The sequence below is a fragment of the Helicobacter sp. NHP19-003 genome (assembly GCF_019703305.1).
GTDB lineage: Bacteria > Campylobacterota > Campylobacteria > Campylobacterales > Helicobacteraceae > Helicobacter > Helicobacter gastrocanis.
Genome location: NZ_AP024814.1, coordinates 1,495,542 through 1,521,799, shown reverse-complemented (window position 1 = coordinate 1,521,799; position 26,258 = coordinate 1,495,542). Strand labels below are relative to the sequence as shown.

Here is a 26,258-nt window from a genome sequence, read left to right as displayed (position 1 = left end):
ATCAAGCTCTTATTTTGAAAGGAGTTCTTATGAAAATTCTTGTCATTCAGGGGCCTAATTTAAACATGTTGGGGCACAGAGACCCTAGGCTGTATGGTCCCGTAACCTTGGAGCAGATCCACGAAAACATGGAAAATTTTGCCAAACAAAATGAGTTAGAATTAGAGTTTTTTCAAAGCAATTTTGAGGGTGAAATCATTGATAAAGTCCAAGAGTGCGTGGGCAGCGATGTGGAGGGGATCATCATCAATCCAGGAGCGTTCTCCCACACTTCCATCGCCATTGCCGATGCGATCATGCTCGCTGACATGCCCGTGATTGAAGTGCATTTGACAAACATCTTTGCCCGTGAAGAATTCCGCAAGGTATCCCACACCGGTGCCGTGAGCGCGGGTGTTGTGACCGGCTTTGGGGCGTTTGGTTACCATGTCGCCATGATTGCGATGATGCAAATTTTGGCTGAAATTAAAGCGATTAAAGAAAGCCAAGCCAACCAACAACTTGAGGCAAAAGAGTAGGGTTTGGCGCATTTCACCACCGATGAAAACGCCCAATACTTCGCTTGCGGCTACAGTTGCGACCATGCGGTTTTTCTACAGCTTAAGGGAGAGGCGTTTTTCATCACCGATGCCCGCTACACTTTAGAGGCACGCGCAAACATTAAAAACGCTGAGGTGATCGAGGCTAGTGATTTGTGGCGGGCGGTGGTGGAGAAAATCCCAAGCAGTCTTAAAGAGCTTTACTTCGACCCCGCCCAAGTGAGTGTACAAGCTTACAGACACTTGCAAGAGGCACTCCCAAATCTTAAGCTTGTGGGCGATCCAGACCACCACCGTAAACAAAGGATCGTCAAGACTCCCGAGCAGGTGGCTTTGCTGAAAAAAGCGCAAGAACTCAACAGAGGGGCGTTTGATGCCTTTGCTAAATATCTGCACACCGCGGATACACCTAGCGAACATTTTTTACAATTCAAAGTCAAAGAGTTTTTAACCCACAGCGGAGAGTTTGACTTGAGTTTTGAGCCCATTGTGGCGGTGAACGCCAATGCCGCTAAACCCCACGCCTTGCCCTCAAAAGACCCCCTAAAAGAAGGGGATTTGCTCTTAGTGGATGTGGGCTTGAAGTATGAACGCTACTGCGCCGATCGCACCCGCACGGCACAATTTAACAAGGGTTTTGGCTTTTCAAAAGAGCAAAGATTTAAAGACCAAGAATTGCAAAAAATTTACGCTGTGGTGCAAAAAGCGCAAGAATACACCATTGAAAATTTAAGAGCGGGCATGACAGGCAAAGAGATCGACAGCTTAGCTAGAGGGGTGATTGAAAAGGCCGGTTATGGGGCGTATTTTGCGCACAGCACAGGGCATGGGATTGGGCTAGACATCCACGAATTGCCCTTCATCTCCCAAAGAAGCCAGACCATCATAGAGGAGGGCATGGTGTTTTCGATTGAGCCGGGGATTTATATCCCGGGCAAATATGGGGTGCGGATTGAGGATTTGGTGGTCGTGCAAGGCTCAAGAGCTGTCGTGTTGTGAGGGGTCTTTGTGCAAACCGTGGTCTACTCCCCTTTTTACCCTAAAAAATGCAAGCGGGTTTTGCGTTTAAAAAACAGCGTGGTGTGGGGCATTGGGAGCAATGAGGGCGCGTCTGGGGCGGTCTTGGAAAGATTATGGCGGTGGCTCTCTAACAACCGCATGTTTTCTAGCCTACATTCTTCGCCCCTTTACATCAATCCGCCCTTTGGCTACACGGCACAAAACGACTTTTACAACGCCACGCTGGTGTTCACGACTCGCTGGAGTTTAAACCAACTCTTAGGGCTTTTGTTTTATTTAGAACGCCGGTTCGGGCGCAAACGGCAACGCGCCTTTAAAAATGCACCGAGGACTTTAGACATCGACATGATCTTTTACAACCGCGTGGTTTACAAGCAGGCCCATTTGAACCTGCCCCACCCTCAATGGGACAAACGCCCCTCTGTAACTCTACCCTTATTCTTACAAGCCCTAGTATGGAGGCAAGCGTGAAACTCTACACTTACAGCGGAGAAACCACAGCCGAAGCCTTGAAGCTTGCCCAAAGCGAACACGGGCACAACGCCTTGGTGGTGAAAGCCAAAGAGATACGCAAGAAAACCTTAACCGAGCCCGGGCTTTATGAGGTGGTCGTGGCGGTGGATCAAGAAAACCCCCCAAAACCAACAACATGCAAGAAAAACTAGACAATGTCCGCCCCCCCAAGCCAAAGCCCGATGAGGGCGTGCAGGTGGACTTGTCCGCCACCATCCGCGAAATGCGTAAATTGGCCGGCGTGGATGAGGATGCGCCCATCAAGCCCGCCACGATCAACGCGTCTAAAGAGCTGGCAAAAATCGCCCAAGACAGCCTAAGAGATGCCCAGGTGCGCCAACCAGAAAGTCCGAGCAATCGAGAAAAGGAAAAAGAAAGGGAGAAAGCCGAGGGAGCGGCTTTGCACTCCATCAAGGGCGAGCTGAATAAAATCAACGACAATTTAAAGTTGATCCAAAACATGGTGTGGAGCGAGGAAAAAGAGCAGGGCTTGTTGATCCCCCACGAATTTGCCGAGATTTACCGCCTTGCCAAAAACAGCGGCATGCATAAAAACCACCTAGACGAGATCATGCGTTTGAGCCTAGAGCTCATGCCCGTGAAAATGCGCGAAAACTCGGTGACGGTGAAGCGCTATTTTCGCGAAGTGTTGCGCAAGATGATTTATTGCCGGCACGAGGGGCTGGATTTAAATTGTAAAAAGATCGTCATGCTTGTGGGCCCTACGGGGGTGGGCAAGACCACGACTTTAGCCAAACTCGCCGCCCGTTACTCCAAAATGCTGGATAAAAAATACAAAGTAGGGATTTTGACTTTAGACACCTACCGCATCGGGGCAGTGGAGCAGCTCGTGTGGTACGCCAAGAAAATGAAGATCAGCATTGAAACGGTGATGGATGCACAAGACTTCAATAAAGAGATGCAGGCTTTGGAGTATTGCGATGTGGTTTTGATCGACACCACGGGGCATTCACAACACGACAGCAAAAAGATTGAAAATTTAAAGAAATTTACAGAAAATGGATATAAAATTGACACAGCTTTAGTGTTGTCCTTGACGACAAAATACGAGGACTTGACCGACATTTACAACGCCTTTAGCCCTTTGGAGATCGACAGCCTGATCTTCACAAAATTAGACGAAAGCCGGGGATTTGGAAACTTGTTTTCTTTAGTCTATGAGAGCAAAAAACCCATCAGCTACCTATCTATCGGGCAGGAAGTGCCTATGGATTTGCTGGTGGCGAGCAATGATTACTTGGTCGATTGCATGCTCGATGGCTTCACACATCCGGGGAAACAAGCATGAAACACAACCAAGCCAGCGGTTTAGAACACATCATGGAGCCGCAGAGCATTTTTAACAAAAGGGGCAAGACCAAGTTTGTGGCGGTGACTTCGGGCAAGGGGGGCGTGGGTAAAAGCACGATCAGTGCGAATTTAGCCTACAGCTTGTTTAAAAGTGGCTATAAGGTGGGGGTTTTAGACGCGGACATTGGGCTAGCGAATTTAGACATCATCTTTGGCATCAAGACCACAAAAAATATTTTGCACGCTTTGCGGGGGGAAGTGCATTTTAGCGAGGTGATCTACCCGCTTGAAGAGGGCTTTTACTTAGTGCCCGGGGATAGCGGCGAAGAGATTTTTAAATATGTGAGCCAAGACATCTTGGATAGTTTCGTGGATGAAACCAAACTACTAGACGACTTGGATTATATGATCATCGACACGGGGGCGGGCATTGGCGAATTTACGCAAGCTTTTTTAAGGGCGAGCGATTGCGTTGTGGTGATCACCACCTCCGATCCAGCCGCGATCACCGATGCCTACACCACGATCAAAGTCAATTCCAAGACCAAGGACGATGCCTTTGTGCTGGTGAATATGGTCGATTCGGCAGAAAAAGCCTTGCAAATCTTTGGGGGGATCCAAAGGGTCGCTAAAGAGAACATCCCCCATATGAATTTAAACTATCTGGGCAATATCCAAAACAGCAATGCTGTAAGACGCTCCATCAAAGACCGCAAATTGCTCTGCAAGAGCGAGCCTTTCGACGCCTTTTCGCTGTCCATGGGGCAGATTGTGAAAATTTTAACCTTAAAACTTGAGCAGGGCGTGATCGAAACCCCCAAGGACAATTTCATCGGGTTTTTCAAACGCTTACTTAGGTATCTGTGAGGTGTGGCATGAAACTAGAAAACTTCGTCAATTTTTCCATTGTGGGTGGGTTTTTCATCGGGCTGGTTTTGTCCTTACTCAAGTTCGACCAAGCCGAATACATCTTATTTGGCACTTTAGTGTCCACCGTGGGTTTTTATTTGATCATCTTGCTCTTTGCTTCGGTGTATATGGGCTTCGTCTATCCACGCAAGAAATTCTTAAACAAGGCGGAGTTAGAGCGTAAATTGACCCACTTTAGCAAAGAGTTTGTACAACGAGAGAAAGAAGTGGAAGACTTGCTCAACTATGTTCGCAATTACGAGTATGAGTATAACGAGGGCTAATCTTTGAGCAGCACGCCTTATTTAGACCACATCCAAAGCTCCCAAGATGAGCTGGCGATCCAATACTTGCCCGCCGTGCGTTCGATGGCGTTCCGCTTAAAAGAACGCTTGCCCAGCTCTGTAGACTTTAACGATTTGGTTTCTGTAGGCACAGAAGAGCTCATCAAGCTCTCTAGGCGTTACGATGTCGCCTTAAACGACTCGTTTTGGGGCTATGCCAAGACGCGGGTCAATGGAGCGATGTTAGATTATTTACGCTCTTTAGATGTGGTGTCGCGCGCATCGCGCAAGCTCATTAAAAGCATCGACAACGAAATCACCAAGTATTACAACGAACACGGGCAAGAACCCGATGATGTCTATTTGGCAGAGGTCTTAAACGAGGACATTGCCAAAATTAGAGACGCAAAGGCGGCGTCTGACATTTACGCCCATGTGCCCATGGACGAGCAATTTAGTGTCCTAGAACAAGACAACATCACCAAGAAACTAGAGTTTGAAGAGTTGTTAAGTGCGATCCAAGCCACGCTTAAAACCATGACCGATCGCGAACAGCTCTTGATCCAGCTGTATTTTTTTGAAGAGTTGAATTTGAGCGAAATCCGCGAGATTTTAGGGATCACCGAGTCGCGTATTTCGCAAATCATTAAAGAGGTGATTAAAAAGGTACGCAAATCTCTAGGAGAGAGAAATGGCTGATATTTTAAGTCAAGAGGAGATCGATGCCCTTTTAGAAGTGGTGGATGAGGGCGATGATGTCAACACGCTGCAAAAACACGAAATCCTGCCCCAAAAACAGATCACCCTCTACGACTTCAAACGCCCCAATCGGGTGAGCAAGGAGCAACTCCGCTCCTTTAGAAGCATCCACGACAAAATGGCAAGGAGCTTGTCTAGCCAAGTGTCGGCAATCATGCGTTCCATCGTGGAAATTCAGTTGCACAGCGTGGATCAAATGACCTATGGGGAGTTTTTGATGAGCTTGCCCAGCCCCACCAGCTTTAATGTCTTCTCCATGAAGCCCGTGGGGGGCAATGGGGTCTTAGAGGTCAACCCCAGCATTGTCTTTCCCATGATCGATCGCCTGCTCGGGGGCAAGGGGAGTGCCTATGAGCAAATGCGTGAGTTTAGCGACATTGAGCTGAATCTCTTAGACACGATTTTAAAGCAGGTCATGCAAATCTTAAAAGACATTTGGAGTCCTGTTACGGAGTTTTACCCCACAATCGATGCCAAAGAGTCGAGTGCGAATGTGGTGCAAATCGTGGCACAAAATGAAATCGTCATCATGGTGGTGATGGAGATTGTGATCGGGCATTCTAGAGGCATGATGAACTTGTGCTACCCCGTGATCTCCATTGAGGGGATTCTCTCTAAAATGGGCAACCGCGATGTGATGCTCACAGAAACCAGCTCCAAAAAAAGCCGTAATAAAGAATTGCAAGCTCTGGTGGGGGGGGCGAGTGTGGATGTGTCGGCGTTCTTAGGGGGCGTGCAACTCACCTTAAAAGAAGTGCTGGATTTGGTCGTGGGAGACACGATTCGCTTAAACAAAGTGGCAAACGATGTGGTGGTGGTGAACATTGACAAAAAAGAACGCTATTTGGCCACAGTGGGCTACAAGGGTTACCGCAAAACCATCCAAATCAAAGAAGTGATCCAAACCGAAAAAGACAAGGTTAAAGAAATCTTAGAAGTGCTGGAAAACCAAAGAAAAATCAAAATCGGCAACATTAAGGAAGAAGAAGAATGATCAGCGATTTTTTAAAGCTCTTTGTGCAAGAGTTCACCACCACCATCAGCGGCTTGCTGGGCAAAACCCCCGAGGTGGAGCTGAAAAACGAAATCTCTGTGGGGGATTTTATCTTCATAGAACATGCTTCCGTGGCCATCCATGTTACCCCTAACGCAAACTTAACAATCACCTTAGCGATCCCTGTAGCGATGGCGACAGCCCTAGCGGATTTAATAGTTGGCGGGGAGGGGACTTCTAAGGAAACTTTAGAGGCGGACGACTTAGACGCGATCAAAGAGATCGGCGCAAATGTCTTTGGGGCTCTAAGCACGGCTTTAAAATCTCAAGAAACCCTGCCAAAACTGGGTTTTGAAACAGAGGGGGCGGTCTTTGCCCACGATGCGTCCTCACTCGATCCCTACAGCGATGGTTTTGAATTTGGCTTTAAACTAGACGCTTTGGAGTCGAGTTTCTTTATTTTCTGTGGGGGGGTGTTTTTAGACATTTTCAATAAAAAAGAAGTCCCTCAAAATGTCCCCAAAGGTCGCCCCGCCCCTGCAGCACCTAGTATCCCTGTAGTACAACGAGCGGAGCGCGCCGATGGCGATCACTCCTTAGAACAGCTAGAAATCCGCAACATCAACATGCTCTTAGACATCAAGCTCAATGTCAGGGTGCGCATCGGGCAGAAAAAGATGATCCTCAAAGATGTGGTGTCTATGGACATCGGCAGCGTGGTGGAGCTCAACCAAATGGTCAATGACCCCTTAGAAATTCTCGTAGACGATAAAGTGATCGCTAAGGGGGAAGTGGTGATCGTGGATGGCAACTTTGGCATCCAAATCACCGACATCGGCAGTAAAAAGGATCGCCTAGAGCAACTCAAAAACAGCTAGCTATTTTTTCACTAGGTCTTGCAACCATTGCTTGACCTTGCTGTAACACACTTCAAACACATTTTTATAAGGCTCGCTTTCAAACCCAAAACTTTCGTGTAATTGTGTCAAAAGCGTGCGTTGTTTCTCTGTGAGCTTTTCGGGGTAAAGGATTTTAAGCACAGCGACCAAATTGCCATAACGCCCCGTTTGGATGTCTCTCACCCCCTCATTTTTAAACACAAATTGCGCCCGGTCCTTTGTGTTTGGGGGGATTTGCAACTCCAGCTCGTTTTTCAAAGAAGGCACCATGATTTTAGAACCTAGCGGGATAGAAGTGAAAAACACAGGCACTTCGATGTAAATGTGTGCGCCATCGCGTAAAAAATGCTCGTCCTGTCCCACCACGGCTTCTAAATACAAATCCCCCCTAACCCCCCTTTGGTACTCATTGCCCCGATTAGGCACTCTAATGCGGTTTTTATTGTCAATGCCCTCGGGCACATCGAGCTCAAAGCTTTCTTTTTGCACCTTAAAGCCCTCCCCTTTACACGCCGTGCATTTCTCCACAGCCACTTGTCCGCTGCCCTGACACTTGGGGCAAGTACTAGCTAAGGTCATAAAACCTTGTTGCACGAAAGTTTGCCCCCGGCCTTGACATGCCTTGCAGGCTTGCATTTTATTGTCTTTCGCCCCACTGCCCTGACAATCCACACAAAAAGCTTTATATTCCAAATCCACGCTTTTTTTACAGCCAAAGACCGCCTCTTTAAAACTAAGCTCTAAGCCCACAAGTACATCTCTAGAGATTTTGCTCTGCTGGCGTTTGCCAAAACCAAAGGCGTTAGAAAAGAGCGAATCCTCCCCGAACAAGTCGGCAAAAATGTCGCTCAAATCATTAAAGCCCCCCATGCCACGCCCCTGCAGGCCCTCTTTGCCGTAGCGGTCATAGATTTGTCGTTTTGAATCGTCGCTAAGCACCCCATAAGCCTCGCTGATTTGTTTAAACTTCTCTTCGGCCTCTGGGTTGTCTGGGTTGTAATCGGGATGGTATTTACGGGCGAGTTGCTTAAATGCCTTTTTAATGTCTTCTTTGCTCGCCCCTTTGTCCACGCCCAAGAGTTCGTAATAATCCACTAAGACACCTCATCATTTAGTTTAAAAGGGGCTATTTTACCCTAAAATCTTTGAAAACCCCCAAAGGGGGTGCTTTTTAGGCGTGGTAGTTGGGGGCTTCCTTCGTAATATCCACATCATGCACATGCGACTCTTTAAGCCCTGCTGCGGTGATCTCCACAAACTGGGCGTTGGCGGTGAGTGTGGGGATGTCTAGTGCCCCTAAATAGCCCATAGACGAGCGCAACCCCCCCACGAGCTGGTAGAGGATGTCGGCGATCTTGCCCCGATAAGGCACCCGCCCCTCAATCCCCTCAGGCACTAACTTTTCAGACGCGAGCCCCTCTTGAAAGTAGCGGTCCGAACTGCCCTTGCTCATCGCCCCAATGCTGCCCATCCCCCGATAGCTCTTATACTGCCGCCCTTGATAAATCAAGGTGTCCCCGGGGGATTCTTCTGTGCCCGCAATTAAAGAGCCGATCATCACGCACGCCGCTCCCACCGCCAGAGCCTTAGCCACATCGCCCGAATACTTGATCCCCCCATCGGCGATGAGAGGGACATTGTGTTTTTTGGACTCTTGATAACAATTGTCGATCGCGCTGATTTGGGGCATGCCTACGCCGGCGACAATGCGGGTGGTGCAAATGCTGCCCGGCCCAATGCCCACCTTTATGCCATCAGCCCCTGCGCTGATCAAATCCTTAGTCGCCCGTGCCGTAACCACATTGCCCACCACCACATCAATGTCCAACTCCTTTTTAACCGCCTCTAGGGTTTTTGCCACATTGAGCGAATGCCCGTGTGCGCTATCAAGCACCAAAACATCCGCCCCCGCTTTGGCTAAAGCCCGTGCCCGATCGAGCTGATTGACCCCTATGGCTGCACCGACTCTTAAACGCCCTAAATGGTCTTTGTTGGCTTGTGGGTATTCGATGCGCTTTTGGATGTCTTTGATGGTGATCAAGCCCTTGAGGGTGTTGTTTTGATCCACAATGGGGAGCTTTTCAATGCGGTGTTCGTGCATGATCGCCTGCGCCTCCTCAAAACTCACGCCCACGGGGGCGGTGCGTAGGTTTTCCTTAGTCATCACATCTCCCACACGCCGGCTCAAGTCTAGCTCGAAGCGCAAATCCCGATTGGTTAAAATCCCTATGAGCTTTTTTTCAGCATCCACGACCGGTACGCCTGAAATTTTATAATTGTCGGTGATCATCTTTGCCTCAGCTAAACTCGCCTCAGCGTGGATATAAACGGGGTCGTGGATGATCCCACTCTCGCTCTTTTTCACCTTTTGGATTTGTTTGACTTGCTCCTGAGTGTCCATGTTTTTATGGATGATGCCGATCCCGCCCAAACGAGCCATCGCAATGGCGGTTTTGTACTCAGTCACCGTGTCCATCGCTGCGCTCACAAAGGGGATATTTAAGGAAATATTTTTACTCAGCCTTGAAACCACGCTGACCTCTTTAGGCAAGACCTCAGAGAAAGCAGGCAAGAGCAGAACATCTTCAAAGGTTAGGGCTTTTTGGACTAATTGCATGCCACGCCCTTAAAAGTGAGGTTTAATGCACCCTCAAGCCCAAAGGCGGTGTCTAAAACGCGCTGTTCTTCAAAGGCCGGGGCGACAAATTGCAAGCCGATGGGCAAGCCCTCCACACTCTTAGCCACAGGCAAGGATATGGCAGGCAGTCCAGCTAAATTCACCCCGACCGTGTAAATGTCGCTGAGATACATTTCTAAGGGGCTGGCATGTGCATTGAATTTGGGCGCAACAGAGGGAGCTACGGGGGCTAAAAGAATATCCACTTCGTTAAAAATTTGGGCGTATTGTTGACGGACAAATGCCCGTGCTTTTTGCGCCCTTTGGTAGTAGGCTTCGTAGTAACCGCTGCTAAGCACAAAGTTACCCAGCATGATGCGCCTTTTGACCTCAGCCCCAAAGCCTTCTGTACGGCTCTTGGTATACATCTCTTTAAGGTTGTTTGCACTTGCCCTACGCCCATAGCGCACTCCATCAAATCGGGCTAAATTCGAGCAAGCCTCCGCCGTGCTGATGATGTAGTAAGCCGCCGTGTCAAACTTGCCATTTGCCATCTTTTGAGAGACAATCTCATGCCCCATCTCTTCTAATAGCTTTGTGGTGTCAAAGTAGGCCTTCTGCACGCAAGGGTCGGCATCGTCTAAATAGTCTTCAAGCACCCCAATTTTAAAGCGTTTGTTGGCGTCTAAATTTTTAAAGGTGAGTAAGGGGTCTTGTTTGGCACTTGTGGAATCTTTGGGATCGTGTCCGCTGATGGCATCTAATAAAAGGGCGCAATCGGCGACATTTTGTGTGATGGGGCCGATTTGATCCAAGCTAGAGCTGTAGGCCACAAGCCCATAGCGGCTCACCCGCCCATAGGTGGGCTTGAGTCCCACACATCCACAGAAGCTTGCCGGCTGACGGATAGATCCGCCGGTATCGCTGCCTAAAGCCGCCAGAGCTAATCCGCCTGCCACCGCACTCGCACAGCCGCCTGAGCTGCCCCCCGCCACACGGCTTAAATCTCTAGGGTTTTTCACAGGTCCATAACAACTCGACTCGCTAGTGCTGCCCATCGCAAACTCATCCATGTTTGCCACGCCAAAGGCACACATGCCACTTTTATGCAAGTTTTCCACCACGCTGGCATGGTAGGGCGCAATGTAGCCCTGTAGAATGCGACTCGCACAAGTGATCTCCCACCCCTTGACATTGATGTTGTCCTTAATGAGAATCGGCACACCCCCAGCACTTGCGCCCTCGGTTTGGGGCGGGCGGATATAGGCGTTTAGCTCGCTTGTGGCGGCTTTTTGTGCGATTTGCTTTTTCAACTCTTCCAATTCTTGGGGGGCTAGTTCCATCGCTTGCGTGAGTGTCAGCATTGAATCTCCTGTTTTCGTTTATCTTAGCAAATACAGAGTAAAACTTTGTTATAGAAAAATCTAGCTTGGCGAAAACTTTTAGGGGTGTTTTGGTGTTTTTAGAGTGGTATGTTTATGTCCTTGTGGCTTTGGCGGCTTTTTGTGCGGGGCTGGTCGATTCGATCGCGGGGGTGGGGGCTCATCACGTGCCTACCCTACTAGCTCTTGGCATCCCCCCATTTAGCCCTCGCCACGAATAAATTACAAAGCAGCTTTGGGAGTTTCACGGCGGCGCTCAATTTCTGCTTAAAGGGCATGGTGTCTTTCAAAGAAGTGGCTTTTGGGGTGGCTTGCGTGGGGGTGGGGGCAAGTGTGGGCACAATCTTAATCTTGCACCTCAAGGCGGATTTACTTCGCCTTTTAATCCCCATCTTTTTATTGCTCATCTTTGTCTATACCTTGCTCTCGCCTAAAATGGGCGAGGGCGATCGCCCTGCTAAACTCAAAGTCCCCCTATTTTACGGCGTTTTTGGCGTGGGGCTGGGCTTTTATGACGGCTTTTTTGGGCCGGGCACCGGCTCGTTTTGGACTTTTGCTCTAGTTTCTCTCTTGGGCTTTAATCTCAAAAAAGCCACAGCACACACGAAGGTTTTTAACTTCACAAGCAATTTCATCAGCCTTGGCATGTTTTTAATCGGCGGGCATGTCATTTGGGCGGTGGGGCTTTTAATGGGCGTGGGGCAAATGTTGGGGGCGTGGGTAGGCTCTAATTTGGTGGTGCGTCAAGAAGTGAAGTTTATCCGCAAGGTGTTTTTAAGCGTGGTGGGGGCGACTATTTTAAAATTGTTTTGGGATTTTTTACATTGAAATTCATGGTGGCTTGAGGCGGAATCGAACCACCGACACGGAGATTTTCAGTCTCCTGCTCTACCGACTGAGCTATCAAGCCATAAACGCTCATTCTAAACACTATTATCTAAAATTTTACTTAAAATGTTATAATGAAGTCGATTTTTTGGTAAAGGGGTGCTATGCGCTTGGTTTCGTGGAATGTCAATGGGTTGAGGGCTTGTATGCAAAAGGGCTTTCAAGGCTTTTTAGAGCAAAGTGGGGCGGACATTTTCTGCATCCAAGAAACCAAAATGCACCCCGAGCAAGCAAACTTTGCCTTTGAGGGTTACCACGCTTTTTGGAACAGCGCGTTAAAAAAGGGCTATAGCGGGGTGCTGACCCTTAGCAAAGAAGAGCCTTTGAGCGTGGACTATGGGATCGGCGTGGCAGAGCACGACTTAGAGGGGCGAGTGGTGGTGTGCGAATACCCTAAGTTTTACTTAGTCAATGTCTATGTGCCCAACGCCCAGAGGGGGCTGGTGCGTCTGCCCTATCGTTTGGAGTGGGAGAGGGTGTTTAGAGAGTTTTTAAGCGGGCTTATGGCTAAAAAGGCGGTGTTGCTGTGTGGGGATTTGAATGTGGCGCACACAGAGATCGATTTAACCAATCCGCAAGCTAATCGCTACAATGCCGGCTTTAGCGACCCCGAACGCCAAGCCTTTAGTGCGTTGTTGCAAGTGGGCTTTATAGACACCTACCGCTACTTTTACCCCGAGCAAAGGGAGGTTTATACATGGTGGAGTTATATGAGTCAAGCGAGAGAACGCAACATCGGCTGGCGCATTGATTATTTTTTAGCATCTTGCAGTTTGCAAGACACGCTCAAAAACGCCCACATTTACGCCCATATTCTAGGCAGCGACCACTGCCCCGTAGGGCTAGAGTTGCATGCCTAAGAAACCTTTAAGGGATGTTTTCAAAGACCATAAAAAGCCCTTTGCTGTCCCCCTGCCCTATTTTAACTCCCAGAAAGCCCATATTTGCGTGGCGTGTGTGGGGGGGTGTGTGTCAAGCTGCCCGGAAAATATCATTGTCAAAGCACCAGATGAGCCTCCCCATTTAGACTTTAGCCAAAGCGGGTGTACCTTTTGTGGGGCGTGTTTAAAGGCGTGTGCTGAGTTGGGAGGGGTGTTGGAAGAGGATATAGGCATAGAAGCTGTGGCCTTGATAGACACCGCTGCATGTTTGGGGCATCAGGGGGTGGTGTGTTTGGCCTGCCAAGACGCTTGCAAGGATGGGGCGATTCATTTTTTAGGCATGCTCAAGCCCCGTATAGACTGGCAAGCTTGCACGGGGTGTGGGTTTTGCGTGGGCGTTTGCCCCACGCAAGCGATTTTATTTATGAAAAGGTCTGTATGAATATTTCAAGTGTGATTGTACGGGTAACATTAGAGGCGTTTGAGGGAGTTTTAGAGAGTCTTAACAACATTAAAAATGTTGAGGTGGGGGCGTTCGACAAGGATAAGGGAGTCATTATCGCCCTGATTGAAGCAGAAAATGTCAATGAGGAGGTGCGGGCAAATCGGGCGATTGAGCAGACTAGGGGAGTTGTTAGTGCACACATGCATTATAGTTACAGCGATGAAAACCCTCTGCCCCCAAATATACAAGCGAGCCTAGAAAAAATTGAGAACACAGACACTCGAAGTGTGCGCTATGGGGGGGATGTCAATAACTGGTTGAAGGATCAGTAGCTAGTTTGCCTTCCTAGTGTCGAGCCACTGGGATTTTAAATCTAGGGCTGTTTGCAAAGAGTTTTCAAGCTGGTTGAGCACACTCAACATTTGGCTGTAATCTAGCCCATCTTGATTGGCGTTTTTGACTTCTTTTTGTAAAGCGTTTGTGAGGCTTAGAGCTTTGTCTAAATCCACAGGGGGCTCGATGGCTTTTTTAAAGACCGCCCCTAGCCCTGTGGGTTTGGACGCGCCCTTGTTAGGGTTTAGCACCGCCCTTAAACCCTTGCTCTCTTGGTAGAATTTGTCAAGCTGCTTGACTTGTTGGTAATTCTTGCCCGCGTCGATCGCCCCCTCGAGCATTTTATTGCTCACGCTGACCAATTGATTTGCCAAATCCGCGCTTTTGGCTTGCTCTTCTACAAGGGCTTGTATGTCAATGCCCCAAAGGGGGAGAAATCCAAAGAAAAACAACAGGGGAGCTAAAAATGCACGCAATCGTAAATCCATTTTTCTAATCCTTCTAAATGCCAAATCTACATGGTGGAGCTGTGGGGAGTCGAACCCCAGTCCAAAAATTGCATCCTAAACATGGGCTTCTACATGCTTAGAGAAGTTAAAGGTCTTAAGGCTTCACAGGCTAACTTCTCAAAGCCCCAAAGAAACCCCTAGCTCTGGTCTTACCCTAAGAGGCGAGCGACTCTTAAAGGCAATCGGCTAAAGATGATGGAATGCCTAGCAAACGCCGATCGATCCGCTAGACTTCCAGCTCGCTACGCTGCTTTAGCGTAGTTGGGAGCGTAATTAGGATTGTTTACGGTTATTGTTTGTGTCGTTTTACAAGAGACACTTGGCATGCAACCCACGCAACGCAATTCCTGTCGAAATCCTGTTTCAGCCCCTTAACAAAATAAAACACAGGAGTATAGCATAATAAACTTTTTATAGTTTTAAAGTTTGACATACACCCCATAACTAAAGCTAGAGGATTGACTTTAGCCCAAAATCATGGCTTTAAGAGAAGCACTCCATTAGGGTTCACGATTACCAAGGTTGATGCCTAAAGCCCTAAGGGCAGATCTTTTGATGAATCCGCTCAGCCAAAGCTAGGGGCTTTAGGGTGCAAGGGGTGCAACCACCCTACACCAAACGCAAAAACTACAACATAACAAATGGGACAAAACCTTTAGGCAAACGCCTTGTGTTAAAATCACGGCCTTATGCAAATGCATGCCCAAAATGCTTGACAAAATGCGTGTTGGGAGTTTGCGTTTTTAAACTAAGAAAAGTTACAATGGCCTTTTGTAGACAAGGCTTAAAGTTGCAATTTTATCAAAGCATCTTACACTTCTTTTTAGACCCCACGCATGTGTTGCTCGAGCAAATCAGCTTAGAGATTTTGCAAAATGCCCCCTTTCGACTCTTGTGTAACCTTGCGATGGTGGTTGCGCTCATGCTATGGGCACTCAATCGGGTGCGCTTTGCCGACTTCTTTTTTTCAAAAACCTGGTTCTCTCTTTGTGCCTTTGCGCTGTTTTTCACACTCTTTAACTACGCCACACACAACCCCACAGCCTTTTACACACGGCTTAAAGAAATCTTTTTCTACGCCCCTAATGTCCTCACCCAAGTGGTGCAACAGGGTTTGCAAGCCTCCAGCCACGCCTTCAACACCGACTCCACGCATTTTAATTTGGAGTTCTTGCTCAACCAAGATTTCCACAGCCTAGTGCTTTTAAGCACCCAAAGCCCAAGTCTAGAGAGTTTTATGGCGGTGTTTAGTCTAGGGCTTGTTTTGGCACAAGGGGCGTTACTCACTTGCATTTTGGCTTTGACTTTAATCGTATCTATCGAGCTGTTGCTGTGGCTTTCTTTGGCGGTGTTTGTCTTGCCCTTGGGGTTGTTTGCGCCTAAGTTGCTGTGGCACTACGCCAAAAAGTGCTTTAACCTAGCCTTTTACCAGCCCCTGATTTTACTGCTCGCCTTTTACAACACCCAAATTTTGCAAAGCTTGATAAAATCCCTAATACCTGCACAGCCCACACCCTCAATCATCGGGGCGTATTTGATTCTCATTGTCAGCACACTTTTGATCCTATTTTTATTGTACCGCGTGCCTGCCTTCCTCAACGGCTTGTTTGCCACGCAGGGAGGCGTGCAAGACTTGAAAGGGATGCTGAGTGGTGGTAAAAACGCATGGCTACAACACAGCCAAAGCGTGTCGAGCACCGCCCCCCAAAGCACCCAAAGCCTAGAGCACACCCACAGCCAAAGTGTAAGCCCAAATCAAGCCTTAGTACAACCCTCTTTTCAAGTGCAAACTCTCAGCACCCCTAAAGTGCAAATCCACCAAATCAAGGACAAGCATGAGATTTTATAGCCTACTCCTAGCCCTAAGCCTGTCGGCTTGCACGAGCAAGTTTCACGAAATGCAAAAAAGCCCTTGTGCACTCATAGGTGAAAAAATGCGTGCAATTTTTCCAGCACCACCTCAGGGATCGCATCTTCGTGTATCTCTGTGAAAAAGGGGTGCGCGAATTGTGGGCTAGGCGCCTTTTTGTCTAGCCAAAAGTTTGTGTCCAAAGTGGGGATGGGCGCGTCAAACCCACAAAAATGTAAAGCATCTGCGCGCCTAAAGCCGATCTCCCAATGGTAATTGTTCGCGGTGTTTAAGATGGGCTGATACAGGCTTTCTTTGACTTTTTGTGTGCGCTCATCAAAAAGCAGACCCCTAACCTTTGAGTCCTTGTAAGAGCGCAACCAGTCGGCGTAATACATGCTCGCATTTTCAATGTCTTCATCGCTAAAATCCGCATTGCTCCCCACCGCTTGTGCGCTCATTTGCAAGAGCCGGAGTGGAGAGGGCAACTGGGTTAGGATATGCACATGCAAGGTGTTTGTGGCGGTGTTGACTAAAGAGCTGGTGCCCTCTTTCATGCCCTCATCTTGCATGAACACCTTGAGCGCATAACCTTGCCGCTTCTTTTCACCCATTTTGGCGACCAATTCAGCATTGTTCTTCAACTCTTCTTCAAGCATTTTATCAAAGCGCAACACCAGCACATCCACCTGTAACAGCGAAGCGACTTGTTTCATGTAGTTGCTGTAAAGCGTGGGGTCGTGCCACGGGTAGGGCTTGTGTTGCATGAGGACTTTATGGGCGTAGGCACGGGCATCGGCGATCAAGGTCGTTTTATTCTGTTCTAAAACTTCTCTTAAGGGGTTCATTTTAGCCTTTCTATATGGGGATGGGGTAGGTCATTATACTTGAAGCACATTAACCCGCCCTACTCACTTCAAAAGAGTGGCAAAAAAGCGCACAATGTGTTATCATATTACACAAAAACCAAATTGCATGGATTTTAGGCTTCTCAAGTCAATCACCGTAGCCCCTCGAGTCTTTGCGCTTTTTGGCCATTATTTTTAATTTTGATGGGGCATCACTTTTTGTAACTTTTAGTCTTTGGTTTGGTTATTTTAAGGTTTTTAAGAAACTAAGTGCATAACATGTTAAAATCCAAGCAGGTTGCTTTGCTTAAGGAGAAAAATGGCAGCACCAAGTCCAGTTACCAAGAAACTTTGCGCCCTTTTAGGGTTACTCTCCTTCAATGAGACATGCTTTGCTTACGACTACAAATTGAGTGGGTTTGCCAACCAGGCCTCCACCATCGGTTTTAACCAAAGCCCCATCAACACCAAAAAGGGCATTTATCCCATGCAGCAATACGCGACGATTGCCGGGTATCTCTCTTTGGGCTTTTCTTTATTACCAAAAAATTTAGAAAATAAGGGGCATCATTTTAAGGGGCTCGTGGGGGCATGGTCGGGGGCGTGCTCTTTGATGGGACCAAGCACTTTGCGGGCGGTTCTGTGGTGTACCAGCGGTTTGCCTTTTATGATGGGTTTTATGGCGGGGGGGCCGATGTTTTGCAAAGCGACTCAACTCCAGTCAAAAACAGCAAACTTTCTCGCTATAGCCATTTTTATGTGTGGAGTGATGCCTATTTAGATTACACCTACAAAAACTACTTTGGGATCAAGGCAGGGCGTTACCGCTCCACAGCGGTCTATGAAACTGGGCAAACAGAAGGGTTTGAAGCGTGGGCGCAGTATAAGCGAATCAACCTTTGGTGGTTTAGCTCTTGGGGGCGGGCTTACTCCACCGGGCCTTTAATGCGCGATTGGTGGGCACCTAGGGTGGTTTACAGCGGAGGATACACCAAAAACGCCCTAGGGGGCTACACCCCACACGGACACAAAGCTTCTTTAGGTACACACGCCATACAGCTCACCTACAAAAAACACCACTTATTGCTAGAAGGCTTTTACTACTTTTCGCCCGAAATGTTCAACGCCCCGGGTTTTAGGGTGGGCTGGGACACGGACCCTAATTTTAATGGACAGGGTTTCCGCTCCAACACGATTTTGATGACCACCTTTGCTTTTTACCCCCCTTGGATGATGGTAAACAGCAAGGGTGGGGCGATTTACCGCTATGACAACCCCGTAACCCCTAATGGGCAGAGCTTGATTATACGCCAGCGCTTTGACTTCAATGAATTTTACATTGTGGGGACTTTTTATAAGGTTTTTAGAAACGCCAACGCTTGGGTGGGCAACACAGGCAACCCAGCCGGTATCGAGCTTTACAACAACAGCACCTGGGCGGGGTATAATGGCACGGGCTTAAAGGCGGATGCGGTGAGCGGACAATTCGCCTATGGAGGTGTGCATTTTAAAAATAAATTTTCTTGGCGCATGACTTGGCAGTGGAGCAGCGCGCCCGTGTCCTATGAAGGACGGGCAATTTTGTCTTTAGGCTACCAATTCACGCCTTATTTAAAAGGCCTGATCGACCTCGCCTACTACGGCGTACACACCAACAGGGGTTATCAAGCAGGTTTAAACGCCTATTGTAACCCTCACCTCACTTACTGTGGAGGTGGCTACCAAGACAGAAGTGCGCTTTACACGCAACTCATTGCCACTTTTTAGTCCCTTTAAATGGGGGTTAGCTTGGGGGACTTGCTTAGGGAGCGGGGATTTTTGGCGTTTAAAGCGGGGGGCATTAGGGCTTTAAATAAAAACTTTCCCCCAAGCCATAGGTTAAAGAAAACTCACTCCCCTCAAAGGGCTTGACATCTAGCACCATGGGCATGGAGCCTTGGGCTTGCTCTTGAGTGGCGTGTCTGTATAAGCGCACCCCCTCAACCTCCCCCACGCATAAATCATTCTTACCGATTTTAAAATCCTCTTTGGCATAGACCAAAACCGCCCCGCCCTCACAGCAGCCGCAAGAGTGGTAGAGGATAAAGCCCTCGGGGTGCGCCTCTTTAAGCTTGTTTAGCAAGGTGCGGGCTTTGTCGGTGGCTTGCAGCATTAAAAAAAGCCTAGCTTGTTGGGGCTGTAACTCACCAAAATATTTTTGGTTTGTTGGTAATGCTCGAGCATCATTTTATGGCACTCCCGGCCGATTCCGCTTTGTTTATAGCCCCCGAAAGCGGCGTGGGCGGGGTAAAGGTGGTAGCAATTCGTCCAAACCCGTCCGGCTTTAATGGCACGCCCCACACGATAAGCGCGGTTGATGTCGCGCGTCCAAATGGCTGCCCCTAGCCCAAACATCGTGTCGTTGGCGATTTCTAGGGCTTCTTTTTCGTCTTTAAAGGTCGTTACCGCAAGCACGGGGCCAAAGATTTCCTCTTGAAAGATACGCATTTTATTATGCCCTTTATAGATCGTGGGCTCAACATAACAGCCATTTTCAAGCCCACTGATGTGGTTCTTGCCCCCGCCAATCAAGCACTCTGCCCCCTCTTCTTTCGCCACTTGCATATAGTTTAAAATGGTGTGCACTTGGTTTTCATCGACTTGTGCGCCCATCATCGTGTCTAAGTCTAGGGGGTTACCCACTTTAATGGCCTTCACCCTCTCTAGGACTTTTGCCATGAATTTATCGTAGATTTTTTCGTGGATTAAGGCGCGTGAGGGGCAGGTGCAAACCTCGCCTTGATTGAGCGCAAAGAGCACCAAGCCCTCAATGGCTTTGTCTAAAAACGCGTCTTCGTGCTCGTAGATGTCGGGGAAGAAAATATTCGGGCTCTTGCCCCCAAGCTCTAAGGTGCAGGGGATGATGTTTTCTGTGGCAAATTGCATGATTTGCCGCCCCACCGCCGTAGAGCCCGTGAAAGCGACTTTAGAGATTTTGGGGCTGGTGGCTAGGTGTTTGCCAATTTGCCCCCCATTGCCATTGACGATATTGACGATCCCCGGGGGGATTAAATCCCCGATAAGCTCCATTAATACCAACACGCTAGCGGGCGTGGGCGAGGCGGGTTTTAACACCACCGCATTGCCCGTTGCTAAAGCGGGGGCTAATTTCCAAGAAACCATCAGCAGGGGGAAGTTCCAAGGGATGATTTGCCCCACCACGCCCAACGGTTCGTGGAAGTGGTAGGCGACTAGATCGGGGGCAATGTCGCTAATGCCCCCCTCTTGTGCCCTTATACAGCTGGCAAAGTAACGCCATTGATCGATGGCTAGGGGTATATCTGCATTTAAGGTTTCTCTAATGGGCTTGCCATTGTCCCAAGTGTCGGTGTAGGCGAGCTTTTCTAAATTTGCCTCCATGCGCTCGGCAATCTTTAAAAGGACATTTGCCCTCTCTTGAATGGGGGTGTTTGCCCAAGTGTCCTTAGCCTTGTGGGCGGCATCTAATGCCTTTTCAATGTCCTCGCTGCTAGACAAGGGTACTTCACAAAGCACCTCTCCATTGATGGGGGTTTTATTTGCCTTATACTGCCCTTTAGCGGGTTTGACCCACTCTCCGCCCATGTAGTTTTCATAGCGGGCTTTAAAAATTTGGCTCTTGTCTTTATAAACGCTCATCGCAATCCCTTTCTTTAAGTGAGATAAGGGAAGTTTAGCCCCCAAAGATTAACGCCCATGCCCCTTTGCCCCAGAGGCACTCAAAAGGGCGTGGGTTTGTTACCAAAAGTTATTTAAACAGAGTTTTTAAGAAATAAAACAGCCCGGCAAGTAGGCCTAAGCCCACTAAAAAGCCTATGGTTTTAGAGAGCGTGAGGCTTGCCACTAAAAAGGCGAGCATGGCGCATGCGGCGGTGAGTGTGGCGTAGGGCAGTTGGGTTAAAAAGTGGCTTTGCACACTGCAGCCCGCCCCCGTGGCCGATAAAATCGTGGTGTCGGATATGGGCGAGGCGTGGTCCCCATAGACAGAGCCGGATAAAATCGCTGAGAGCACCAAGACAATGTCTCCCCCAACCACGCTCACCATCCCCGCCCCAATGGGGAGCATGATCGCAAACGCCCCCCAGCTGGTGCCCGTGGTGAAGGCGATGAAACCTGAGATCAAAAAGAGCAATAAGGGGATGAGTAAAAACACCCCTTCAAAGTGCTGCAAGAGGCTGGCTAAATACACCCCCGTTTGCAAATCATCCCTAATCATAGGGCCTACCGCCCATGCCAAAACCAAAACCCAAATCGCCCCAGCCATGCTCAAAAAGCCTTTTTTGCATAGCCCAAAGAAAGAGTTTTTGGGCAAATAAGGGCGGGCTAAGAACACACACAGCCCCAAAGAAAACAACCCCCCCACAAAGAGCGAAAACGCGCTGTCTATGTGCTTTAAAATGTCTAAAATCTCTTTGCTTTGGCTATGGGTATAGCCCGTGTAAAACATTAAAGCGGTGATGCTTATAATCAAACTTATGATACTGACAACGAGTAAGTGCACGGGCGCACTTTTGCCTTCTTTGAGAGGCATTTGCAAATCTTGCACGCCCACATTTTGGTATTTTTGCATGGCGGGCAAATTGATTTGCCACACAATGGCTAAGAACACCGCGAAAAGCGCAAACCACGCATAGTAATTGCTCCCAATGCTGGCTAAAAGCAGGGCAAAGCTGTCTTTAAGCAAGGGCGAGCCTTCATTTTGCATCACGCCCACAATATACGCCCCCCAGCTAGAGATGGGCATCAGTAGGCACACGGGCGCGGAGGTGGAGTCGATGATATAGGCCAATCTCTCACGGCTAGATTTATGCATATCGCTTAAAGAGCGGCTAATTTGCCCCACAATGAGGGCATTAAAATAATCATCAATGAAAATCACAAGCCCAGCAAAGAGCGCCACGCCCTCAGCTTGTCTTGCGCCCTTGACATAGTTTTTCGCCCAATGCACGAAGGAATTGATCGCCCCTGAGCTGGCGATCACTTGGCTCAATACCCCTAGCGTGATGAGAAAGCCAAAGACGCATAAACTGCTTAACTTTGGCGTAAAGCCACTAGGGCTTTGTGTGTAAAACACCGCGCTGATTTTAGAGTAAATGTAGTTGAGCAGTGAAATTAAACTCCCATCGGTGATCAAAAGCGCACCTAGAACGATCCCACTAAAGAGCGAAAGGGCGACTCTTTGGGTGAAAATGACCATAAAAATGACAAGAAAGGGGACAGCTAGACTATAAATAGAATGACCCATGAAATCCTATCGGTGAGAGAGTGGCCGGGAGAGAGGGATTCGAACCCCCGGAGGTGTTACCCTCAACGGTTTTCAAGACCGCCGCTTTCAACCACTCAGCCATCTCCCGCTAATCGTAGAAAATAAGCAAAATCACATGGAGGCGACGCCCGGATTTGAACCGGGGAATCAAGGTTTTGCAGACCCATGCCTTACCACTTGGCTACGTCGCCACTGGTGCCCAAAGCCGGACTTGAACCGGCACGGTATTGCTACCGAGGGATTTTAAGTCCCTTGTGTCTACCTATTCCACCACCTGGGCTGCTCGCAAACTAAACTTTCAAAGTACTTTTTAGGGCTTTTAGGATTAGTCGTGGCCATTTCCATCGAAAATCACGAGCTTTTTTAATTATGGAGCGGGAAACGGGGATCGAACCCGCGGCCCCGACCTTGGCAAGGTCGTGCTCTACCACTGAGCTATTCCCGCAAAAAGTGCAATTCTAGCACGATTTATTGTATAAGTCAAGAGTTTTATCAAGGCAGATTAAAAGACCCCAAAGACACCAAAAGGTGTTAGGATTGTCTATCTCAAAACAAGGAGTGTCTATGGTCATTGTCATTACCGGGAGTGCCAGCGGGATTGGTCTAGGTGTGGCGCAAGCTTTTTTACAAGAAGGGCATCAAGTGGTTTTTTCTGACTTAAACCAAGAAGCCTTGAGCCAAGTCGCCGCCACCACGCCCTCTAAAAACGCGATCTTTATTCCCTGCGATGTGTCTAGTGAGTCTGCATGCCAAAACCTCATACAAGAGAGCCACAAGGTGTTTGGCTCTGTAGATGTACTCATCAACAACGCCGGCTTCCAACATGTTGCTTTGTTAGAAGACTTCCCTACAGAAGTTTTTAACAAAATGCTACAAGTAGAGTTGGTGGGGCCTTTTATGCTCACCAAATGCGCTTTTCCCCTAATGAAAGCGCAAAAATTCGGGCGCATTCTCAACATGGCCTCGATCAATGGCCTAGTGGGCTTTGCGGGCAAGGCTGCCTACAACAGCGCTAAACACGGACTCCTTGGACTGACCAAAGTTTGCGCTCTCGAGGGCGCGCTCTTTAACATCACGGCTAACGCTATTTGTCCGGGCTATGTTGACACGCCCTTAGTGCGCAACCAATTAGCCGACCTAGCTAAGACCCGTCAAATGAGTGCCCAAGAAGCCCTAGAAAAGATCCTCTATCCACTCATCCCTCAAAAGCGTTTGATCGCCATTGAAGACATCGCCAAGCTTGCCCTCTTTTTAGCAAGCGATGCGGCTAAGAGCATCACGGGCCAGCCCTTTGTGATCGATGGCGGCTACCTAGCACAATAAAGGAGAGCCATTTTCTAAGCACCGCCCAAACGCTCTACAAAGGGGCTTTAACACCCTTTAGCGGGTTTTAAAGCCTTGTTTCTAAAAGCTCTTTGGTGTAAGGGTGCTTGGGGTGAGAAAAGACCTCAGCCACTTTGCCGCTCTCCACCACCGCCCCCTTATGCACCACCAAGACACGATCGCACATGCACTCAATGACATCTAAATCGTGGCTGATAAACACATAGCTTAGTTGCAACTTTTCTTGCAATTCTAAAAGCAAGGCAAGCACGACCTTTTGTAGGCTCTTGTCTAATGCCGAAGTGGGCTCGTCCATCACCACCACTTGCGGACGGGTGAGGATCGCCCTTGCAATGGCGACCCTTTGGCGCTGCCCTCCGCTCAGCTCAAAGGGGTAGTAATGCAAATGCTTTGCCTCCAACCCCACCGCCTCTAAACTCTCTTTAACCTGCGCGATGTCTCCCTTAAGCCCTGCGCCCACAAACGCCTCTAATAAAATCTCTTGCACGCTCCAGCGGGGGTTGAGCGAAGCAAAGGGGTTTTGGAAGACCATTTGTAAGGATTTGCGATAGGGCTTGAAACTTTGGCGGCTTAAGCCCCCCACATTCTGCCCCATCAACACCTGCACGCCTTGACTTTGGGCTAATTTCAACAAGCCCATCGCCAAAGAGCTCTTCCCGCTCCCACTCTGCCCGATAATGCCTAGCGTTTCTTGTTTGCGTAAATTAAAATTTACGCCCCTAATCGCCTCAAAAATGTCTTTTTTAAAGAATTTGGACTTGGTGTAAAACACCCTGAAATCTTGGACGCTTAAAGTGAGCGGATCTAGGGCTTTGGTGTGCTTTTTTTGCAACTGCCTCGCCTGCAAGAGCATTTGCGTATAAGGATGCTTGGGGGCGTTAAAGAGTTCTTTGGTGGTGTTGTGCTCGCAAATTTGCCCCTGTTGCAAGACATAGATTGTGTCGGCAAGCAAGCCCACCGCCCCCAAATCGTGGCTGATGAACAACAACGCCATTTGGTGTTGCACGCTTAAACTCTTCAGCAATTCTAAAATCTGTAATTGCACCTGTGCGTCTAGGGCAGTGGTGGGCTCATCGCAAATCAACAGCTTGGGGCGGTTGATTAACGCCATCGCTAAAGCCGCCCGTTGGTTCTGCCCGCCACTGAGCTCATAAGGATACCTTTGGCACAAATCCATCGGCAAGCCCACTTGTGCCATAACCGCCTCTAGGCGTTCGTGTGCCTCTTGCTTGCTGGGCTTGGCGTGCAAATACAAAGCCTCTAAAATCTGCTTTTGGATTTTATGCAAGGGGTTTAGCGCGCTTAGGGGCTCTTGGGCGATGTAGCCGATGTGTTGCCCCCTCAAAGCCCGCATTGCCCCCCCGCTTAAACGCAATAAATCCTGCCCCTTAAAGGAAATTTGTCCGCTGATGGGCGCAATGCTCGGGCTTAGGCGTAAAATGAGGCTAGCTAGTGAGCTTTTGCCACTGCCCGATTCGCCCACTAAAGCCACTCTTTGCCCCACGCCCACGCTTAGATGAATGTCCTTAAGCAAGAAATCCGCCCCCACACGGGCGTTTAAATTCTCAAGACGGAGTAGGGGGTTATTTAACACTTGTGGCGCTGAAGGCATCTCTCACCCCCTCCCCGATAAAGACCAAGATAGATAAAAGCAAAGCGGTGGCAAAAAAGCCCACTAAGGCTAAATGGGGGGCGTAAAGATTGTTCTTGCCCTGATTCAAAAGCTCGCCTAGGCTGGCAGAGCCTACGGGCATGCCAAAGCCTAGAAAATCTAGGCTTACCAAAGTGCCGATACTGCCCGCCATCACAAAGGGCAAGTAGGTGATGGTGGCGACTAGGGCGTTAGGCAAAATGTGATAGAAAATCACCCGTGCATCGCTCACGCCTAAGGCGTAAGAAGCCTTGACATAGTCCATGTTGCGTCCCCTTAAAAACTCGGTGCGTACCACCTGCGCTAACCCCATCCAAGAAAACGCCAGCACCAGCCCCAAGAGCCACCAAAAATTAGGGGTGAATAAATTAGAAAGGATAATGAGTAAAAAGAGCATGGGAATAGCACTCCAAATCTCAATACAACGCTGTCCTAGTAGGTCTATGAGCCCCCCATAGTAGCCCTGAAGGGCCCCGATTGCCACGCCTAGCCCCACACTAAAGACGCTTAAGATCAGCCCGAATAAAATAGAAATGCGGTAGCCATAGACTAAGCGCGCCAGCACATCGCGGGCTTGATCATCCGTGCCAAGAAGGTGCTTTAGGCTCGGGGGCGTGGGGGCAGGGCTTTTTAAGTCCATGATGATGGTGTCGTAAGAGTAGGGGATTAAGGGCCAAATCACAAAGGCATTTTTAAGGAGGTGGTTTTTGACATAAGGGTCGGTGTAGTCCGCACTTGTGTAAAAATCCCCCCCAAAGGCGCTCTCTGGGTAGTCCTTGAAAATGGGGAAGTAGGCTTTATGGTCTTTGTAAATGAACAGAGGTTTGTCATTCACCCAAAGTTCAGCCCCCAAGGACAACACAAACAACACCACAAAGACCACCAATGCCCAAAACGCCCGTTTATTCGCTTTAAACGCCCTTAAACGCCGTGCTTGTAAATCCAAACGCCATCCTTGCACTTTGTAATGAAAGGGGTATTTTACAGCAAAAAGTGCAT

Annotated in this window: 23 protein-coding genes, 5 tRNA genes, 1 other RNA gene and 3 pseudogenes; 16 read left to right on the top strand and 16 right to left on the bottom strand. The window is 48.7% G+C overall.

The genetic code is table 11. From position 1 onward, the window contains the following. The first annotated feature begins 29 nt into the window (after positions 1-29). The 9 genes and pseudogenes from aroQ to fliY all read left to right on the top strand — a co-directional run bounded on the left by aroQ (position 30) and on the right by fliY (position 7,207). Positions 30-518: a type II 3-dehydroquinate dehydratase gene (aroQ, locus tag K6J72_RS07805; RefSeq protein ID WP_221279504.1), complete on the top strand. Its 489-nt coding sequence runs from the start codon at positions 30-32 to the stop codon at positions 516-518. A gap of 3 nt (positions 519-521) precedes the next feature. Then, positions 522-1,538: an aminopeptidase P family protein gene (locus tag K6J72_RS07800; protein ID WP_221279503.1), complete on the top strand. Its 1,017-nt coding sequence runs from the start codon at positions 522-524 to the stop codon at positions 1,536-1,538. A 9-nt stretch (positions 1,539-1,547) separates the two neighbouring features. Next, positions 1,548-2,030, top strand: a complete 483-nt coding sequence (gene folK, locus K6J72_RS07795; protein ID WP_221279502.1) for a 2-amino-4-hydroxy-6-hydroxymethyldihydropteridine diphosphokinase — start codon at positions 1,548-1,550, stop codon at positions 2,028-2,030. Next, a pseudogene (flhF, locus tag K6J72_RS07790) lies at positions 2,027-3,381 on the top strand (flagellar biosynthesis GTPase FlhF). Before folK ends, flhF begins: the two are co-directional and overlap by 4 nt. After that, positions 3,378-4,250: a P-loop NTPase gene (locus K6J72_RS07785; RefSeq protein ID WP_221279501.1), complete on the top strand. Its 873-nt coding sequence runs from the start codon at positions 3,378-3,380 to the stop codon at positions 4,248-4,250. Before flhF ends, K6J72_RS07785 begins: the two are co-directional and overlap by 4 nt. 8 nt (positions 4,251-4,258) lie before the next feature. Continuing rightward, entirely contained in the window at positions 4,259-4,576 is a 318-nt protein-coding gene (locus K6J72_RS07780) for a hypothetical protein (RefSeq protein WP_221279500.1), read from the top strand. A gap of 3 nt (positions 4,577-4,579) precedes the next feature. After that, positions 4,580-5,275: an RNA polymerase sigma factor FliA gene (locus K6J72_RS07775; protein ID WP_221279499.1), complete on the top strand. Its 696-nt coding sequence runs from the start codon at positions 4,580-4,582 to the stop codon at positions 5,273-5,275. Further along, positions 5,268-6,329 (top strand): flagellar motor switch protein FliM, encoded by a 1,062-nt coding sequence (fliM, locus tag K6J72_RS07770; protein WP_221279498.1) that lies wholly within the window; start codon positions 5,268-5,270, stop codon positions 6,327-6,329. Before K6J72_RS07775 ends, fliM begins: the two co-directional genes overlap by 8 nt. Continuing rightward, complete coding sequence (gene fliY / locus K6J72_RS07765) at positions 6,326-7,207, top strand: flagellar motor switch protein FliY (protein WP_221279497.1); 882 nt, start codon at positions 6,326-6,328, stop codon at positions 7,205-7,207. The genes fliM and fliY overlap by 4 nt, the downstream gene beginning before the upstream one ends. On the opposite strand, the gene dnaJ is transcribed toward fliY, so the two are convergent. The 3 genes from dnaJ to gatA form a co-directional block, all read right to left on the bottom strand. Next, entirely contained in the window at positions 7,208-8,323 is a 1,116-nt protein-coding gene (dnaJ, locus tag K6J72_RS07760; protein ID WP_221279496.1) for a molecular chaperone DnaJ, read from the bottom strand. 76 nt (positions 8,324-8,399) lie between these two features. After that, positions 8,400-9,845: an IMP dehydrogenase gene (guaB, locus tag K6J72_RS07755; protein WP_221279495.1), complete on the bottom strand. Its 1,446-nt coding sequence runs from the start codon at positions 9,843-9,845 to the stop codon at positions 8,400-8,402. After that, on the bottom strand, positions 9,836-11,209 hold the full coding sequence (gatA, locus tag K6J72_RS07750) for an Asp-tRNA(Asn)/Glu-tRNA(Gln) amidotransferase subunit GatA (RefSeq protein WP_221279494.1): 1,374 nt from the start codon (positions 11,207-11,209) through the stop codon (positions 9,836-9,838). The genes guaB and gatA overlap by 10 nt, the downstream gene beginning before the upstream one ends. A 92-nt stretch (positions 11,210-11,301) precedes the next feature. Between gatA and K6J72_RS07745 the strand changes: the two are divergent. Continuing rightward, positions 11,302-12,055: pseudogene (locus K6J72_RS07745) on the top strand (TSUP family transporter). A gap of 6 nt (positions 12,056-12,061) precedes the next feature. Here K6J72_RS07745 and K6J72_RS07740 read toward each other — a convergent pair. Next, positions 12,062-12,137: transfer RNA gene (locus K6J72_RS07740), tRNA-Phe, on the bottom strand. 82 nt (positions 12,138-12,219) lie between these two features. Between K6J72_RS07740 and K6J72_RS07735 the strand changes: the two genes are divergently transcribed. Genes K6J72_RS07735 through K6J72_RS07725 form a run of 3 tightly spaced genes read left to right on the top strand, consistent with a single transcriptional unit; the run spans position 12,220 to position 13,773 of the window. Next, positions 12,220-12,975, top strand: a complete 756-nt coding sequence (locus tag K6J72_RS07735) for an exodeoxyribonuclease III (protein ID WP_221279493.1) — start codon at positions 12,220-12,222, stop codon at positions 12,973-12,975. After that, positions 12,968-13,438 (top strand): 4Fe-4S binding protein, encoded by a 471-nt coding sequence (locus tag K6J72_RS07730; RefSeq protein ID WP_221279492.1) that lies wholly within the window; start codon positions 12,968-12,970, stop codon positions 13,436-13,438. The genes K6J72_RS07735 and K6J72_RS07730 overlap by 8 nt, the downstream gene beginning before the upstream one ends. Continuing rightward, a complete protein-coding gene (locus tag K6J72_RS07725; protein WP_221279491.1) occupies positions 13,435-13,773 on the top strand; it encodes a chaperone NapD in 339 nt (112 codons plus the stop codon). The genes K6J72_RS07730 and K6J72_RS07725 overlap by 4 nt, the downstream gene beginning before the upstream one ends. On the opposite strand, the gene K6J72_RS07720 is transcribed toward K6J72_RS07725, so the two are convergent. After that, on the bottom strand, positions 13,774-14,262 hold the full coding sequence (locus K6J72_RS07720) for a hypothetical protein (RefSeq protein WP_221279490.1): 489 nt from the start codon (positions 14,260-14,262) through the stop codon (positions 13,774-13,776). A gap of 31 nt (positions 14,263-14,293) precedes the next feature. Next, positions 14,294-14,654: a transfer-messenger RNA gene (ssrA, locus tag K6J72_RS07715) on the bottom strand. 419 nt (positions 14,655-15,073) lie between these two features. Between ssrA and K6J72_RS07710 the strand changes: the two genes are divergently transcribed. After that, on the top strand, positions 15,074-16,132 hold the full coding sequence (locus K6J72_RS07710) for a hypothetical protein (RefSeq protein ID WP_221279489.1): 1,059 nt from the start codon (positions 15,074-15,076) through the stop codon (positions 16,130-16,132). 71 nt (positions 16,133-16,203) lie between these two features. Here K6J72_RS07710 and K6J72_RS07705 read toward each other — a convergent pair whose 3' ends face one another. Continuing rightward, on the bottom strand, positions 16,204-16,980 hold the full coding sequence (locus K6J72_RS07705; protein ID WP_221279488.1) for a hypothetical protein: 777 nt from the start codon (positions 16,978-16,980) through the stop codon (positions 16,204-16,206). Between the two features lie 409 nt (positions 16,981-17,389). On the opposite strand from K6J72_RS07705, the pseudogene K6J72_RS07700 reads away from it, so the two are divergent. Beyond that, positions 17,390-18,747, top strand: a pseudogene (locus K6J72_RS07700) (outer membrane family protein). Between the two features lie 73 nt (positions 18,748-18,820). On the opposite strand, the gene K6J72_RS07695 reads toward K6J72_RS07700, so the two are convergent. The 7 genes from K6J72_RS07695 to K6J72_RS07665 form a co-directional block, all read right to left on the bottom strand. Then, positions 18,821-19,132, bottom strand: coding sequence for a DUF779 domain-containing protein (locus K6J72_RS07695; protein ID WP_221279487.1), 312 nt, complete (start codon positions 19,130-19,132; stop codon positions 18,821-18,823). Further along, positions 19,132-20,637, bottom strand: coding sequence for an aldehyde dehydrogenase family protein (locus K6J72_RS07690; RefSeq protein ID WP_260320585.1), 1,506 nt, complete (start codon positions 20,635-20,637; stop codon positions 19,132-19,134). The genes K6J72_RS07695 and K6J72_RS07690 overlap by 1 nt, the downstream gene beginning before the upstream one ends. A 109-nt stretch (positions 20,638-20,746) precedes the next feature. Further along, positions 20,747-22,243, bottom strand: a complete 1,497-nt coding sequence (locus K6J72_RS07685) for a Na+/H+ antiporter NhaC family protein (RefSeq protein ID WP_221279486.1) — start codon at positions 22,241-22,243, stop codon at positions 20,747-20,749. Positions 22,244-22,264: 21 nt separating this feature from the next. Next, positions 22,265-22,352: transfer RNA gene (locus K6J72_RS07680), tRNA-Ser, on the bottom strand. A gap of 28 nt (positions 22,353-22,380) precedes the next feature. Next, a tRNA-Cys gene (locus K6J72_RS07675) sits at positions 22,381-22,455 on the bottom strand. A gap of 2 nt (positions 22,456-22,457) precedes the next feature. Further along, positions 22,458-22,544, bottom strand: a tRNA-Leu gene (locus tag K6J72_RS07670). A 90-nt stretch (positions 22,545-22,634) separates the two neighbouring features. Next, positions 22,635-22,709, bottom strand: a tRNA-Gly gene (locus tag K6J72_RS07665). Between the two features lie 119 nt (positions 22,710-22,828). Between K6J72_RS07665 and K6J72_RS07660 the strand changes: the two genes are divergently transcribed. Beyond that, on the top strand, positions 22,829-23,587 hold the full coding sequence (locus K6J72_RS07660; protein ID WP_221279485.1) for a 3-hydroxybutyrate dehydrogenase: 759 nt from the start codon (positions 22,829-22,831) through the stop codon (positions 23,585-23,587). A 67-nt stretch (positions 23,588-23,654) separates the two neighbouring features. On the opposite strand, the gene K6J72_RS07655 is transcribed toward K6J72_RS07660, so the two are convergent. Together K6J72_RS07655 and K6J72_RS07650 are read right to left on the bottom strand one after the other, a co-directional pair. Then, positions 23,655-25,220 (bottom strand): dipeptide ABC transporter ATP-binding protein, encoded by a 1,566-nt coding sequence (locus K6J72_RS07655; RefSeq protein ID WP_221279484.1) that lies wholly within the window; start codon positions 25,218-25,220, stop codon positions 23,655-23,657. After that, complete coding sequence (locus K6J72_RS07650) at positions 25,192-26,205, bottom strand: ABC transporter permease (protein WP_221279483.1); 1,014 nt, start codon at positions 26,203-26,205, stop codon at positions 25,192-25,194. Before K6J72_RS07650 ends, K6J72_RS07655 begins: the two co-directional genes overlap by 29 nt. Positions 26,206-26,258: the final 53 nt, after the last annotated feature.

Coding starts and splice junctions, on each gene's coding strand:
- aroQ (WP_221279504.1), top strand. CDS start 30: ATGAAAATTCTTGTCATTCAGGGGCCTAATTTAAACATGTTGGGGCAC.
- K6J72_RS07785 (WP_221279501.1), top strand. CDS start 3,378: ATGAAACACAACCAAGCCAGCGGTTTAGAACACATCATGGAGCCGCAG.
- K6J72_RS07780 (WP_221279500.1), top strand. CDS start 4,259: ATGAAACTAGAAAACTTCGTCAATTTTTCCATTGTGGGTGGGTTTTTC.
- fliM (WP_221279498.1), top strand. CDS start 5,268: ATGGCTGATATTTTAAGTCAAGAGGAGATCGATGCCCTTTTAGAAGTG.
- fliY (WP_221279497.1), top strand. CDS start 6,326: ATGATCAGCGATTTTTTAAAGCTCTTTGTGCAAGAGTTCACCACCACC.
- guaB (WP_221279495.1), bottom strand. CDS start 9,845: ATGCAATTAGTCCAAAAAGCCCTAACCTTTGAAGATGTTCTGCTCTTG.
- gatA (WP_221279494.1), bottom strand. CDS start 11,209: ATGCTGACACTCACGCAAGCGATGGAACTAGCCCCCCAAGAATTGGAA.
- K6J72_RS07735 (WP_221279493.1), top strand. CDS start 12,220: ATGCGCTTGGTTTCGTGGAATGTCAATGGGTTGAGGGCTTGTATGCAA.
- K6J72_RS07730 (WP_221279492.1), top strand. CDS start 12,968: ATGCCTAAGAAACCTTTAAGGGATGTTTTCAAAGACCATAAAAAGCCC.
- K6J72_RS07725 (WP_221279491.1), top strand. CDS start 13,435: ATGAATATTTCAAGTGTGATTGTACGGGTAACATTAGAGGCGTTTGAG.
- K6J72_RS07720 (WP_221279490.1), bottom strand. CDS start 14,262: ATGGATTTACGATTGCGTGCATTTTTAGCTCCCCTGTTGTTTTTCTTT.
- K6J72_RS07705 (WP_221279488.1), bottom strand. CDS start 16,980: ATGAACCCCTTAAGAGAAGTTTTAGAACAGAATAAAACGACCTTGATC.
- K6J72_RS07695 (WP_221279487.1), bottom strand. CDS start 19,132: ATGCTGCAAGCCACCGACAAAGCCCGCACCTTGCTAAACAAGCTTAAA.
- K6J72_RS07690 (WP_260320585.1), bottom strand. CDS start 20,637: ATGAGCGTTTATAAAGACAAGAGCCAAATTTTTAAAGCCCGCTATGAA.
- K6J72_RS07685 (WP_221279486.1), bottom strand. CDS start 22,243: ATGGGTCATTCTATTTATAGTCTAGCTGTCCCCTTTCTTGTCATTTTT.
- K6J72_RS07660 (WP_221279485.1), top strand. CDS start 22,829: ATGGTCATTGTCATTACCGGGAGTGCCAGCGGGATTGGTCTAGGTGTG.
- K6J72_RS07655 (WP_221279484.1), bottom strand. CDS start 25,220: ATGCCTTCAGCGCCACAAGTGTTAAATAACCCCCTACTCCGTCTTGAG.